The organism is Cryobacterium sp. Hz9 (assembly GCF_004402825.1).
Lineage (GTDB): Bacteria > Actinomycetota > Actinomycetes > Actinomycetales > Microbacteriaceae > Cryobacterium > Cryobacterium gelidum.
Genome location: NZ_SOFC01000021.1, coordinates 230871 through 243511 on the forward strand (window position 1 = coordinate 230871; position 12641 = coordinate 243511).

13 protein-coding genes are annotated in these 12641 nt (G+C 64.4%); 5 read left to right on the top strand and 8 right to left on the bottom strand.

Annotation, left to right across the window (positions count from 1 at the left end; genetic code table 11):
* Window positions 1-165: 165 nt before the first annotated feature.
* The 6 genes from E3N85_RS10885 to E3N85_RS10910 form a co-directional block, all read right to left on the bottom strand.
* Window positions 166-504, bottom strand: coding sequence for a hypothetical protein (locus E3N85_RS10885; RefSeq protein ID WP_134463076.1), 339 nt, complete (start codon window positions 502-504; stop codon window positions 166-168).
* Entirely contained in the window at window positions 497-925 is a 429-nt protein-coding gene (fliS, locus tag E3N85_RS10890) for a flagellar export chaperone FliS (RefSeq protein WP_166783927.1), read from the bottom strand. The genes E3N85_RS10885 and fliS overlap by 8 nt, the downstream gene beginning before the upstream one ends.
* A 5-nt stretch (window positions 926-930) precedes the next feature.
* Window positions 931-2286, bottom strand: coding sequence for a flagellar filament capping protein FliD (gene fliD, locus E3N85_RS10895; RefSeq protein ID WP_134463080.1), 1356 nt, complete (start codon window positions 2284-2286; stop codon window positions 931-933).
* 162 nt (window positions 2287-2448) lie between these two features.
* Window positions 2449-3585 carry a flagellin gene (locus E3N85_RS10900; RefSeq protein ID WP_134463082.1) on the bottom strand — a complete coding sequence of 379 codons (1137 nt, stop codon included), beginning with the start codon at window positions 3583-3585 and terminating at the stop codon, window positions 2449-2451.
* Between the two features lie 278 nt (window positions 3586-3863).
* Window positions 3864-4277 carry a hypothetical protein gene (locus E3N85_RS10905; RefSeq protein WP_166783928.1) on the bottom strand — a complete coding sequence of 138 codons (414 nt, stop codon included), beginning with the start codon at window positions 4275-4277 and terminating at the stop codon, window positions 3864-3866.
* A gap of 26 nt (window positions 4278-4303) precedes the next feature.
* Window positions 4304-5134, bottom strand: coding sequence for a sigma-70 family RNA polymerase sigma factor (locus tag E3N85_RS10910; RefSeq protein ID WP_134463086.1), 831 nt, complete (start codon window positions 5132-5134; stop codon window positions 4304-4306).
* A gap of 298 nt (window positions 5135-5432) precedes the next feature.
* On the opposite strand from E3N85_RS10910, the gene flgN reads away from it, so the two are divergent.
* From flgN to E3N85_RS10935, 5 genes are all read left to right on the top strand, one after another.
* Entirely contained in the window at window positions 5433-5918 is a 486-nt protein-coding gene (gene flgN / locus E3N85_RS10915) for a flagellar export chaperone FlgN (protein ID WP_134463088.1), read from the top strand.
* 34 nt (window positions 5919-5952) lie between these two features.
* Entirely contained in the window at window positions 5953-7392 is a 1440-nt protein-coding gene (gene flgK / locus E3N85_RS10920) for a flagellar hook-associated protein FlgK (protein ID WP_134463090.1), read from the top strand.
* A gap of 3 nt (window positions 7393-7395) precedes the next feature.
* The gene (gene flgL / locus E3N85_RS10925) at window positions 7396-8304 is read left to right on the top strand and encodes a flagellar hook-associated protein FlgL (protein WP_134463092.1); all 909 of its coding nucleotides are present in this window, start codon (window positions 7396-7398) and stop codon (window positions 8302-8304) included.
* The gene (locus E3N85_RS10930) at window positions 8301-8699 is read left to right on the top strand and encodes a flagellar assembly protein FliW (protein ID WP_134463094.1); all 399 of its coding nucleotides are present in this window, start codon (window positions 8301-8303) and stop codon (window positions 8697-8699) included. Before flgL ends, E3N85_RS10930 begins: the two co-directional genes overlap by 4 nt.
* Window positions 8700-9015: 316 nt before the next feature.
* The gene (locus tag E3N85_RS10935) at window positions 9016-10668 is read left to right on the top strand and encodes an HNH endonuclease signature motif containing protein (protein WP_166783929.1); all 1653 of its coding nucleotides are present in this window, start codon (window positions 9016-9018) and stop codon (window positions 10666-10668) included.
* Window positions 10669-10767: 99 nt separating this feature from the next.
* Here the strand turns inward: E3N85_RS10935 and sufU are convergent, their stop codons facing one another.
* A complete protein-coding gene (gene sufU / locus E3N85_RS10940; RefSeq protein ID WP_134463098.1) occupies window positions 10768-11247 on the bottom strand; it encodes a Fe-S cluster assembly sulfur transfer protein SufU in 480 nt (159 codons plus the stop codon).
* Window positions 11244-12596, bottom strand: a complete 1353-nt coding sequence (locus tag E3N85_RS10945; protein WP_134463100.1) for an aminotransferase class V-fold PLP-dependent enzyme — start codon at window positions 12594-12596, stop codon at window positions 11244-11246. The genes sufU and E3N85_RS10945 overlap by 4 nt, the downstream gene beginning before the upstream one ends.
* Between the last annotated feature and the right edge of the window lie 45 nt (window positions 12597-12641).

Here is a 12641-nt window from a genome sequence, read left to right on the forward strand (position 1 = left end):
CGTCGACAAAGACAAGACGGCCGATCCGTGGCCCGGTGATGAGCAATCCGTGCTCAGTCCTTGCTATCGACCATCCCGACAGAAGCGTTAGGAGTTTGCAGGAACATTTCCCCAGTTTGTTGCGCTACGGCGTGTCGCCGGTGTTTAACTACCCTCAGACGGGGGTCAACCGTTCACATCCAAATAAACAGATGCCCGCGCGTCGCGCTCCGGAGGCACCGATCGCACCGCCGTGAGGTGCTTGCGGGTGAGGCTGCGGGCCTGTTCCAGCTCGCCGATAAGTTTCCGCTGGTTGGTGAGCAGATCCTGTGCCCTCTCGGCGAAGTCGACCGGCAGGAGCCCCAGCGCAACGGGCGGTGTCCAGGCGGTCAGGGGCTCGGGGGCTCCCCCAGCATCTGCCGGGCCCATTGACCGGGCAGCGGTGTCGAGCGACAGTTCGAGCGCGTCGAGCGCACCCGCCCATGCGGCGCGGGTGGCGGCATCCGTTGTAGCGGTCTTAGCCAATGCCGAGCTCGCCGCTTCGGCGGGCGGCCGGCGCCGGCGCGGCCGGCAACAGCTCGGCCGCTTCGTGCCAGGTGAGGCGCAACGGTTCAAGCAGGGCGATGCACTCGCGGGTGCGGGTCGCGTCGCGAAAGGAATTGGCGCTGACCATGGCGGTCGAGACGTAGGTGTAGAGCGAGAAGAGTCCTTCGCCGCCGTCCCAGGCTTCGACGTTGAGCGAGGTGCTGAGCTCTGACACGATGGCCTGGGCGTGAATCAGGTTGTCCGACGCCATCTGCCAGTCCTGGCGTTGCTGGGCCGCTTCGGCGCGGTTCAGGTCGAGCAAGAGGCGGTCGTAGAGCATCGTGAGTAGCCGAACCGGGGTGGCCGAGAGCACGGCATCGCGGTTGTAGCGCGAGCGCTGGGCGTTGGTTCCCATTGTCATAGTCATCATTTTCCGTTCGCGCTGTTGAGGCCACTCACCTGGGCGGTGAGCCAGGCGGACTGGGCGTTCATGTTGCTGAGCTGTACTTCCATCGCGGCGTAGGTGCGTTCCAGGGTAGACCGGCGCGATGCCAGTCGTAGGTCCCAGCTGTCGATCTGGGTGCCGAGGCTCTTCACGAGAGACTCCTGCCCGGTGATCTTCGACGTGATCATGCCGTCGTACTTGTCGGAGGCGTTCTCCGCCGCTGCCCCCACGCGCGCGGCGATCTCGATCAGCACGCCCTTGACATAGTCGGGGTCCTTGGCCATCGCGGCGGCGAACTTGACTGAATCAAATTCGAGCGTGCCGGACTTCGTGATGCTGATGCCAATTTGCGACGGAGAGTTGCCGCCGACCGGGGCCGAGGCCGCGTTCAAAATCGACTGCTTCACGTCGCGCACGGTGCTGTCTCCAGTGAAGACCCCCGCCGACAGCACGGCCTTTCCGGTGGAATCCGTGCTGTTGACCACGGCGGATTTCGTCGAGATGAGAGCAAAGACCCCGTTGAGCGCGCTCACCAGGTCAGAAGCGATGGTGCTCACCGCGGCATCGTTGCGGGTGACGCTCACGGTCACCGGTTCGGTTGACACAGCGGATGCCGTCACCGAGACTCCCGGCAGGAGGTCCCTGAAGGTGTTGGTCGCTGAGGTGATCGTCTGCTGAGCGCCGGTATTGGCCCACAGCCGCACCGAGGCATCCTGCGCGCCCTTGATCTGGGTCATCGTTGGATCGGTCGCCGGATCGGACGGGTCGAAGGTGAAGGTGAATGCGCTGGAGACGCCGGTCGACGTCGCGGTGAATTGCACGCGATAGAGGGCGTTGCCGCTGCTGTCTGTGCCGGCGGCCACCTTCACCGCTTTAACGCCGGCATCGGAGGCATTCACGGCCGTGATGACGTCGTCCAGTCTCGACGATCCGGCAGAAATGACGGTGGCCACGCCCGACGCCGTGTTGGTGATCGAGAAGTTGGAACCGGGCCAGGCAGCTACCGCGCTGGAGACCGATACTTGGCCCTGAGCGAGCTTGTCGACGACGATGTCGATCTCGCCGCCGGTAGCCGTTGCCCCGGCCGAAACGGTGACGCCTGGGGAGCTACTCTTCGCCGAGTAGAGGTCGAGCGCGTCGGGAGCGGTCGCCTTCGCGGCGAGGGTGGCGAGTGAGGCGATCGAGGTATTCAACCCCTGGAGCGCCGTTACCAGGGTGTTCGAGCTGGTAACCCTGGCCTTCAGCTGACTCTGCGGGCCGGCTTCGAGGGTCATCAGCGAGTTGATGAGCGACGTGGTGTCCAGGCCGCTGATCAGGCCATCGACTGCGAGAGACATGACGTGACCTTCTCTTGGTTCGTACTCTGGTGCATCCTGATAAAGCGGATGCGCGTGCTGGTGTGAAAAAGCCTGGCGGCAGCCGGGACGCTTGTTCAGAATGCGCCTCGGCTGCCACCAAGCTCAGATCAGGATCGATCTGGTTGAGCGGTTGAGCGGGTGTTACTGAAGCAGCTGCAGAACGCCCGAGTTGCTCTGGTTCGCCTGCGCGAGCATGGCGGTACCGGCCTGCGACAGGATGTTCGCACGGGTGTACTTGACCATCTCTTCAGCCATGTCGGTGTCGCGAATACGCGATCCGGCAGCGGTGAGGTTCTCCTTGGAGACGGCCAGGTTCTTGATGACGCTCTCGAACCGGTTCTGCACGGCACCGAGCTCGGCGCGCGAGGTCGAGATGGCCTTAAGCTCCGTGTCGATGACTCCGATGGCTCGCGCAGCACCCGCAGCGGAAGTGAAGTCAAGATCCACAACCCCAGTAGTTGTAGCCTCACCGATTCCGTTGCTAGCCAAGTGAGTGATTGCACCACCGTTGTTGGCGGTGACAACCAACTTGTTGTCAGAGTCCACCGTAGCTTTTGCAAGGGAGCTAAAGCTCTCCTGCGCGTTCATGGCCGTGGCAAGCTCCTGAACAGTGTCATAGGATCCGGCTGCGCCGAGTTTGGCAACTGCCGGGCTCGAGCTACCATCAGCGTTGGTGATGGTGAACGTCTGATCGCCTTCAGCAACGGTGCTCGGCGTGAGTACATCCATCTTTCCGCCCGCGACACCGGTCGTGAGGCGCGCGGCAAGTGCGTCGACATCCGTGCCTGTCAGATCCACGGCAATGCGGTCGTTCACAGCGTTACCATTGGCCCCGATCTGGAAGCTCAGCGACGCGGTCCCGTCAAGGAGAGCCCTGCCGTTGAAGTTGGTCGACTTGCCGATGCGGTCAAGTTCATCCGTAAGGGCTGTAACTTCCGTCTGAATGGCGATACGCGAATCGGAGTTGTTCGAGTCGTTACCGGCCTGAACAGCGAGGTCACGAACGCGCTGCAGAATGGACTGCACCTCGTTGAGCGAACCTTCAGCGGTCTGGATGACGCTGATGGCGTCCTGGGCATTGCGGCTGGCGACGGTGAGGCCACCGACCTGCGACTTCAGGCCTTCTGAGATGGTGAGGCCGGCCGCGTCATCCGCTGCACGGTTGATGCGCAGGCCACTGGAGAGCTTCTCCAGCGACTTCGACAGGTCGTTCTGTGTTGTTGCCAGGTTGCGGTACGCGTTGTTCGCCGCAATGTTGGTGTTTACCTGCATGCCCATGATGAATCCTCCGTGATTGGGTCAAAGTACGCCGGCCCATCCATGGGCCAGCACCATGAGCTATCGACCGATTGCGATAGCGGGTTAGAAATCTGGGTGAACTGATTTCGTAAATTCAACGAATCGCCCCCACTCCTTGCGCGAGGTGTCGCGAATAAAAATAGACCGTTGCAGAATCAAGCCACCGCCGTTCCAACGGCAGGGCGAGCAATTCTGCAACGGTCAGCATGGATGGCACGACGCTGGCGACATCCGCTGCCGGTCAAGCGCGGTAGCGGCTATGCGGCGGGGCGCAGTAACTGCAGCACGTCGGAGTTCGACTGGTTGGCTTGGGCGGAGACCGCAGTGACCGGCTGCGTGAGGATACTCACGCGGGTGAGGTCTACCATCTGCTCGGCCATGGCGTTGTTGGTCAGGCGGGATGCGGCGGCCAGGGCGTTCTCGGCCGAAACCGCACGGGTCTTGCCCTCGAAATTGACGCTGTCGGCGATGACGGCCGGCTCGGTGACTGCCGGCTCGGTGACGGCTGGCTCGGTCGAAGCGAGTCCACTCGTAATAGCGACGGTTGGCTGCGTCAGCTGAGTCTGTGTCGCGGCCAGCGTGAGGTACGCGTCTGACGCTGAGGTGTTGGTGTTGATCTGCATGCTCATAATGGTTTCTTCCGTGAGGTGGTGCGCAGCTGGCCCATCCATGGGCCAGCGGAAAGAGTACTGCACAGTCAGGAGACTGCGCGTTCCTTGTTGTCGAGGTGCAGGTGATCGGCGGCACGCGTCATTCCCACCGTGGCGAGTTCGGCGAGGCGAGCGAGGTAGGCCCCTTGGCGGGCCGGAGCAATGCGCGATTGCGGTTGATACGCGGCCGCGGTCTCGGCCTCATCGGCGTAGTGCGTGCTGAGTCCGTCGCGCAGTAGCCGGATGGCCTCGGCCCGCATTTGAGAGACGGCCGAGTGCGTGGTTCCGAGCTCGGCGGCGATGTCCTTGACCGGGCGATCGTCGAAGTAGATCTGCTCGACGATGGCACGCATCTTTTCGGGCAGGGCCGTGATGGCCGCCCGCAAATAGACGAGGCGTTCGGTGGAGAGCAGCGATTCTTCGGGCATGGCGGTGTCGGCCACGAGAAATTCTGCGGTCGTGTCGTCGAGGGCCGACAGGGTGCGGGCGGCGTCGGCCAGGCCGGCCGCCGCCGTCTCGCGGTCGACGCCGAGGGCGTCGGCGATCTCGTTCACGTTCGGAGTGCGTCCGAGCGCTGCCGCGAGGGTCTCCTGCACGGCCAAAGTTTCTTTGATGCGGCGACGGGCCGAGCGGGTGGCCCAGTCGCTCGAGCGCATCTCGTCGGCGAAAGCGCCAATGATGCGTCGGCGGGCGAAGGCTCCGAAGGGAACCCCGAGGGCAGGGTTGAAGGCATCCGCTGATGTGATCAGGGCCACAGCGCCGGCCGACGCCAGATCGTCGCGCGACAGGTGGCGCGCCTTGGCCCAGAGTTCCGAGACGAGGTAGCCGACCAGCGGCAGGTTTTCGACGACGAGGGTGTTGCGATCTGCTCGATTCACTGCAACCCCCCGAACCTTGGCTGACCCCATTCACGGTGTGTGTGCTGTTCACCCCCGCGCGAGGCACAACAGCCTCGCTGTACAAGCTACCCCCAGAGATGGGTAAATGGGTACCAAAACAAGCTCCATTCGCAACATTTGGGTCCTATCTTTAGGGGACACCCGCACTTATCGCGGCAACATTGCGGCCAGAATTAGCTAACCGAGCGGTTATTCATGCCGATAGTGGCTACGAATCGGCTGGAGTGCGCGCGCCCGTGTGGCATCGGCTGAGACAAGAATGGTGAACGGAGGAGTCATGGGCGCCAACGAACTATCTGCGCTGCTCTGGCGCGAACGGGAGCTGCTCGAGCTGCTCGTCTTCAAACTCGAAGAGGAACACCTGCTGTTGCAGGAAGGCAAGAGCCGCTGGCTCCAGCACGCCACCCGCGAGGTCGAACAGGTCATGACCCTCGTGCGTGAAGCTGGACTCGGCCGTTCCATCGAGGTAGCCGCCCTCGCCCCCCAGTGGGGAACGACCGAGAATGCCACGCTGCGCGAACTCGGCGCTCATGCTCCCGCCGGGCCGTGGGGCGAGATCTTCGCCGCACACCTCAAAGCCATGGGCGATCTCACCACCCAGATCAAAGAACTGCGCGACACCAACGAACGATTTATTCGTGCGGCGGCCCGCTCCGCGCAGGAGACGATGGCCACGGTCAGCGCCAATCCCAAGACCTACGATGCCAGCGGCACCACCGGTGAACCCGTGACAGCTGCGCGCATTTTCGACCGCAACCTTTGAATTCGAACGCCCAACGAGAAGATCGGAGAACACGGTGAGCACTTTTGGTGGTTTGAACACCGCGTACACCGGCCTTGTCGCCGCGCGCCAGGGTCTCAACGTGGTCGGGCAGAACATTGCCAACGCCAACACGGATGGCTACACCCGACAGCGAGTATCAACCTCCGCTCTCGGCGCCACTGCGTCGACCGGCGTCTTCACCCAGGGCGCTCGGGTCGGCGAAGGCGTTGCCCTCGACGGCATCATTCGCCTCGCCAGTGCCCAACTGGATGCCCGGGTTCGAGCCACCGCCGCGACCGCTGGCTACACGGCGGTGCGCGCCAACGCGCTGGCCTCGGTCGAGGACTCACTCAACGAACCCGGCGAAGACGGCATCTCGGCCAAGCTCGATGAATTCTGGGCCGGCTGGCAGACGCTCGCCAATGGCACCGACACCGCAGCGCCCGCCGCGCTGCTGCTCGGCACCGCCGGCGAATTGCTGACCCAGATCTCCGAGGGCTACCAGGCCGTCTCCGACGAGTGGTCATCGGTGCGCAGCGACCTGGACAATATGGTTTCCGAACTCAACGGCGCGGCCACCCAGGTCGCCGCGCTCAACGTGCAGATTCGCCAGACCCTCGCAACCGGCGGTACCGCCAACGAACTGCTCGACCAGCGCACCAGCCTCACCACCACGATCGCCGCCCTCACCGGCGCGACCGTCACCGAGCAGGCCGACGGCACGGTGAACGTGCTGGTGGGCGGCAACGCGCTCGTCTCCGGCGGCACGACTCATCAACTGAGCGTTACCGGTGCACGGGTCATGCAGGACAACAAGTCGGTGCAGCTCGAGTGGACGGATAACGCCAACACCCCCGTCACGATGGACGCAGGTGAAATCGCCGGGGCGCTGTCACTACTCGCTCCTGCTGCAGGTAACGGTGCCGGTGGCGCTCTGGCCGAGGCTGCGACCTCATACAACTCATTCGCGAGCGATCTGGCCACCAAGGTCAACGCCATCTATACAACCGGGTATACGCAAACCGATGCCACCGGGTTGAAGTTCTTTACCTTCGCTTCAGGTGCACCCGAAGCGACGGGTCTCAGTGTCGTGCCGACGAGATCCGCTGACCTGGCCTTGCGTGCCGAAGGCACCGGCGCCTACGACGGTTCGATAGCGGATGCCATCGCCCAGCTCGGCGCGGGATTCGCCGCGGATGGCAGCGCCATTGTCTCGCCGAGTACCACCTGGTCGGATTTCGTCACGAAGACCGGCGTGCTCACGCAGACCGAGCTGCAATCGGCGGCGCTGGCCAGCGCGACGGCGTCGGGGGCAGCCAACCAGCAGCTCGCCAACTCGTCGGTGGACCTCGACGAGGAGAACGTGAACCTGCTCATGTTCCAGCACGCCTACCAGGGCGCGGCGCGCATGATGACGGCCGTCGACGAGATGCTCGACACCCTGATCAACCGCACCGGATTGGTCGGGAGATAACCCATGGTCGAGAGAGTGACCACCCAGACGCAGATGCGCGCCGCCCAGCGCAACCTGCAAGAAAATATGACGCACCTCGCCCGGCTCCAGGAAAAGGCGAGCACGCTCAAATCCATCAACCGTTCCTCCGACGACCCCACGGCTGCCGCCGCGGCGATGGCGGTGCGCGCCGAGATGCGTGCGGTCGACCAGTACAGCGCCAATGCCGACAACGGTAACGACTGGCTCACCACGATCGAATCGTCGCTCAGTTCGGTGTCAGACATCATGAACCGCGTGCGTGACCTCACCGTGCAGGGAGCGAACTCCGGCTCACTCTCGGCAACGGCCAAAAACGCCATCGCGATCGAGGTCGAGGGCCTCAAGACCGACCTGCTGTCGCAGGCGAACACAAAATTTCTCGGGCGCAGCGTCTTTGCCGGCAACTCGAATGAGCCGACGGCATTCACCGTTCAGGGTACGAACCCAAAAATCTACGACTATGAAAGTGGCACCGGCAGCGTCGAGCGTCGCATCAGTGCTACCAGCACCGTGCGGGTCGATGCCGACGGTGGCACCATTTTCGGCACCGCGAACGCCTCGGTGTTCACGCTGCTCGACGATATCGTCGCCGACCTGCGCTCAACCGACACCTCGATCAACGTGGGCGCCCGCCTCGAAGGTCTCGACGAACGGATGGCCATCATGACCGGTCAGCATAGCGAGATCGGCGCCCGCCAGGTGCAAATGGAACGCGCTCAATCGACCTTGCTCGAAAAGAGCGGCACACTGGATGCCCAGCGGTCCGGCATCGAGGACGCCGACCTCGGCCAAGTCATCATCGATCTGAAACTGCAGGAAGTGACCTATCAGGCCGCCCTCGCCGTTACCGCCCGTGTACTCCAACCAACCCTGATGGACTTTCTTTCATGAGCACGACTCTCACCAGCCCCACCCTCAGCTTCGTCTCTTCCCCGCCAGGGCTGGCGCCGCTCACCGACTTCGTGCTCAACGAGATCGAGGGGGCCGCCGGGCTGTACTCCCTGCAGGCATCCGCTCAGCCCGCCACGCGCCTGTTCGTGCTCGATGCGGCCATTTTTCTGCCGAACTACACCCCGACGATCTCGAGCGAGCAGTCGATCGCGCTGTCTCTGACGACGCCCGACGACGCCCTCGTGCTCGTAGTCGTCAACCCCGGCGAGAGCACAACGACGGTGAACCTGATGGCTCCCATCGTGGTCAATGCTCGCACCGGTGCCTGCGCACAGCTCATCCTTGATGATCAGGATTGGCCGCTGCACGCCGAGCTCGGTACTACGGACCGCTAGTTTCTGCGCCTTTTCTGCTCGAGTAGACAATCTGCCACGGGTGCGTGATTAGCAATTGAGTACGAGACTCAAGTCGATATTTTGCGATGAAACTTGAGCGAGTATCGTTTTTTTGTTCGATCCGTGAGATAATGATCTTATGGCGATCAACGACGATCCACCTCCAAACTCGGAGCCTCCCAGCGCGAGCCGCGCGGCCGTTCAAGGCACTGGCAAACCTGAAGACACTGGTAAACCTCACGGCACTGGTAAACCTCACGGCACTGGTAAACCTCAAGGCACTGGTAAAGCCGCTCACGAGCCTGCCGAAGTTGCTATGGCGAGAAGAAGCGGCGCGGAGTCCACCGAGTCCGCCTCCGCCGTCGAGTCCGCAGCCCTCGCGGCGGAGAATGCCGCGGTTGACGCCCGAGCCGTGGTGACTGCTGCCGAACGTGCGGAGTGGGCGGCCGAGATGGCGGCGGCGGGGATTGTGCCCGGCAGGCGCCCGGAGACGCGGCGGTCGGCCGGGCGCAAGACGATATCGGGGGTGCAGGCTTTGAACTACGTGGTCGAGGCCTCCCTGCAGGACTGGAAGGCGCGCCCCGTCGATGCGGAGCAGGTGCGGCTGCTCGACGCCGTGCGGGAGTGTGACCTCACCATCAACCGGGCCCACGCCGCGCGGGCGACCGCGATCGACGACCTCGCACGCAGGGTGGCTAGCACTGCCGTGACCGGGCGCCCGCTGGCGCGGGTGATGCTGACGCAGCAAGCACAAGCGGCCGGCGAACAGGGCCGGCCGTTGCAGCGCTGGTCGGAGACGCAAGCCGCCGAGGAAGGCCTCGTCGCCGAACTCGGCTGTCTGCTTCGCGTGCACGAAAATACCGCACGCAACCTGCTCTGTGTGAGCAAGACGTTGCAGCACGACCTGCCCGCCACCCGCGCCCGGCTTGCCGCGGGGCTGATCAGTTACCGGCACGTGGAGGTCATCGTCGACAACGCGCTGTCCCTGCCCGCCGATAGCTGGGCCGCATTCGAAGCCGAGGCGCTCACTGGTTCTGAAGACCTGACGGTGGGGCAGTTGAAGAAGCGGGCCGTCACAGTGCGGGAACTCTCCCACCCGGAATCCATCGTCACCCGGCACAAGAAGGCGCTCAGCCAACGCTGCTTCTCGGTCATGCCCGCCCGGGACGGAATGGCCTGCCTTGAACTGACCCTCAGCCAGGAAGACGCCGCCGCGATCACTGACCGCGTCGACACCCTCGCGCGCAGCCTGCACAACGCTGCCGCACTGGAGCCCGTCGACAACCGCCATCTCGGCCAGCAACGCCTCGACGTCGCCGTCGACCTGCTGCTGACGGGAGTGACGGAGACCGGACTCGGCGCCGGGGTGCAGGGGTTGGTGAACGTGACCGTGCCGGTGCTGACGCTGATGGGCCACAGCGAGGCGCCTGGCACCCTTGACGGCTTCGGCCCGATCAACGCCGAAACCGCCCGCCGCGTCGCCGCCACCGCGAAAAGCTTCACCCGGATCCTGATCCACCCCGAGACCAGCGCGGTCCTCAGCGTCGGCAAAACCCGCTATAAAGTCCCCGCCGACCTGAAAAAATGGCTCGAGATTCGCGACGGCACCTGCCGTTTCCCCGGCTGCACCCGACAAGCACGGCACAGCGAAATCGACCACACCCACGACTGGCAATACAACGGCGAAACCCGCTGGAACAACCTCGCCCACCTGTGCAAACGCGGCCACCGACTCAAAACAGAGACCGGATGGACCGCACAGCAGACCCCGGACGGTGTCCTGCACTGGACCAGCCCCGCCGGCAAACACTACGCCACCCACCCCGCCACTCGCCTGGGCCCGAACTCCGCCACAAGCGAATACATCCCCGCCACTAGCACCGTGCAGCGGCCCATCGACGTTTGGGCCGACCTCGCGGTCCTCACCCCCGACGACCCCAACCAAGCTGGCGACACCGCCCCGTTCTAGCTGCGGTACGTCATCTATCGGCTTTCTACATTCACCCTGTCAGGCACGAGGATGAATCGGCAACGCCACGCGTTCCGTCGTCAGGTCAGCTGTGCGCTGCTAGCGCGACTCGGTCTCGATCAGGGCAGCCTCGAAGGCGACCCAGGGCAGCATGGCGCACTTGACCCTGGCGGGGTAGCGCGACACTCCCCCGAAGGCGGCGGCATCCCCGAGAATCTCTTCGTCCGGCTCGATCTTGCCGCGGGAGCGCAGCATCTCGCGAAAGTTGTCGAGCAAAGCGCGTGCCTCGTCCGTGCTGAGGCCGCGCAGGGTGTCGGTGAGAATCGAAGCGGATGCCTGCGAGATCGAGCAGCCCTCGCCGCTCCAGACCAGGTCGGTGACCGTTCCGGCGGCGATCGAGACGCGCAGGGTGACCTCGTCACCGCAGGTGGTGTTGATCTGGTGCGATTCGGCCACGCTCAAACCGCTCGCGGCGCCGCGGGACACGGCCTCGGCCAGCGGCGTGAGCAAGGCCGCTCCGTGCCGCTCCTTGGAGTGTTCCAGAATAATGGTCTGGTACAGGCTTTGCAGGTCGCTCATCGGGTGGCTCCTGCGCTGACGCCGAAGAAGGGGGCGACTTCGGCGAGGGTGGCCAGAAACAGGTCGACCTCGTCGGTGGTGTTGTAGAGATAGGTGCTCGCCCGGGTGGACGCGGTCACGCCCAGTCGGCGATGCAGCGGCTGCGCGCAGTGATGGCCGACCCGCACGGCGATACCGGCATCGTCGAGAAACTGGCCCACATCGTGCGCGTGCACACCCGCGACATCGACGGCGGCGAGGCCGAGCCGTTCCACGCCGACGCCGGGTCCGAGCAGGCGCACGCCGCCAATTTCGGCGAGCCCCGCGACCAGGCGCTGGCCGAGCTGGGCCTCCCAGGCAGCGACCCGATCCATGCCGGTTTCGCTCAGGTAGTCTACGGCTGCGGCCAGCGCGATCGCCTGTGAGATGCGCTGGGTGCCGGCTTCGAAGCGTTGCGGCGGTGCCAGAAATTCGGCGGCCTGCATGTTCACCGTTGTGATCATCGATCCGCCGGTGAGAAAAGGCGGCATGTCGGCGAGCAGTTCTGCCTTGCCGAAGAGCACGCCGATGCCCGTCGGGCCGAGCATCTTGTGGCCGGAGAAGACGGCGAAGTCCACATCGAGCGCCTGCACGTCGACCGGCAGGTGTGGCACCGTCTGGCAGGCGTCCAACACGACCAGGGCCCCGACTTTACGAGCCAGCGCCACGAGTTCGGCGACCGGGTTGATGATTCCGGTGACGTTCGAGCCATGAGTGAAGGCGAGCAGTCGTGTGTGTTGACCGACGACATCCGCTGCGGCCAGCAGATCGAGGCTGCCATCATCGAGTACGGGAATGAAACGCAGGGTAGCGCCGGTGCGCAGCGCGAGTTGCTGCCAGGGTATGAGGTTGGCGTGGTGTTCCATCTCGGTGACCACGATCTCGTCGCCGGAACCGAGGCTGAACCGGCGGGCCGCCGGGCCGCCCAGCCCGAGCGAGGCGTTGGAGAAGCTGTACGCCAGCAGGTTGATGGCCTCGGTGGCGTTGGAGGTCCAGACGATCTCGTCGGTCTCGGCGCCGACGAACGCGGCCACTTTCTCGCGAGCCGCTTCGAAGGCCTCGGTGGCCTCGACGGCGAGGGTGTGGGCGCCGCGGTGCACGGCGGCGTTGCGCTGCTCGTAGTATTCCTGCTCCGCTTCCAGCACGCTGATCGGATTCTGCGAGGTGGCGCCCGAGTCGAGATAGGTGAGCGGATGCCCGTTCACCGTCTGGTGCAGCACCGGGAAGTCGTTGCGAATGCGCTCAACGTCGATGTTGGTCAACGGGGCCAACTCAGGGTGCAGCGCGCCGGGGACTGCGGAACTCGCGGACGATGGTGCGGAAGACGTCATACCCCAAGGATATTCCCTCGCCCCCGAACCCGGGCGCCGCGGGCT

Bases quoted from the DNA above. Each gene is read 5' to 3' on its own strand.
- E3N85_RS10945 (WP_134463100.1), bottom strand. From the start codon at position 12,596: ATGACGTCTTCCGCACCATCGTCCGCGAGTTCCGCAGTCCCCGGCGCG.
- E3N85_RS10935 (WP_166783929.1), top strand. From the start codon at position 9,016: ATGGCGAGAAGAAGCGGCGCGGAGTCCACCGAGTCCGCCTCCGCCGTC.
- E3N85_RS10930 (WP_134463094.1), top strand. From the start codon at position 8,301: ATGAGCACGACTCTCACCAGCCCCACCCTCAGCTTCGTCTCTTCCCCG.
- E3N85_RS10905 (WP_166783928.1), bottom strand. From the start codon at position 4,277: ATGGATGGGCCAGCTGCGCACCACCTCACGGAAGAAACCATTATGAGC.
- flgL (WP_134463092.1), top strand. From the start codon at position 7,396: ATGGTCGAGAGAGTGACCACCCAGACGCAGATGCGCGCCGCCCAGCGC.
- flgN (WP_134463088.1), top strand. From the start codon at position 5,433: ATGGGCGCCAACGAACTATCTGCGCTGCTCTGGCGCGAACGGGAGCTG.
- fliD (WP_134463080.1), bottom strand. From the start codon at position 2,286: ATGTCTCTCGCAGTCGATGGCCTGATCAGCGGCCTGGACACCACGTCG.
- E3N85_RS10900 (WP_134463082.1), bottom strand. From the start codon at position 3,585: ATGGGCATGCAGGTAAACACCAACATTGCGGCGAACAACGCGTACCGC.
- sufU (WP_134463098.1), bottom strand. From the start codon at position 11,247: ATGAGCGACCTGCAAAGCCTGTACCAGACCATTATTCTGGAACACTCC.
- fliS (WP_166783927.1), bottom strand. From the start codon at position 925: ATGACAATGGGAACCAACGCCCAGCGCTCGCGCTACAACCGCGATGCC.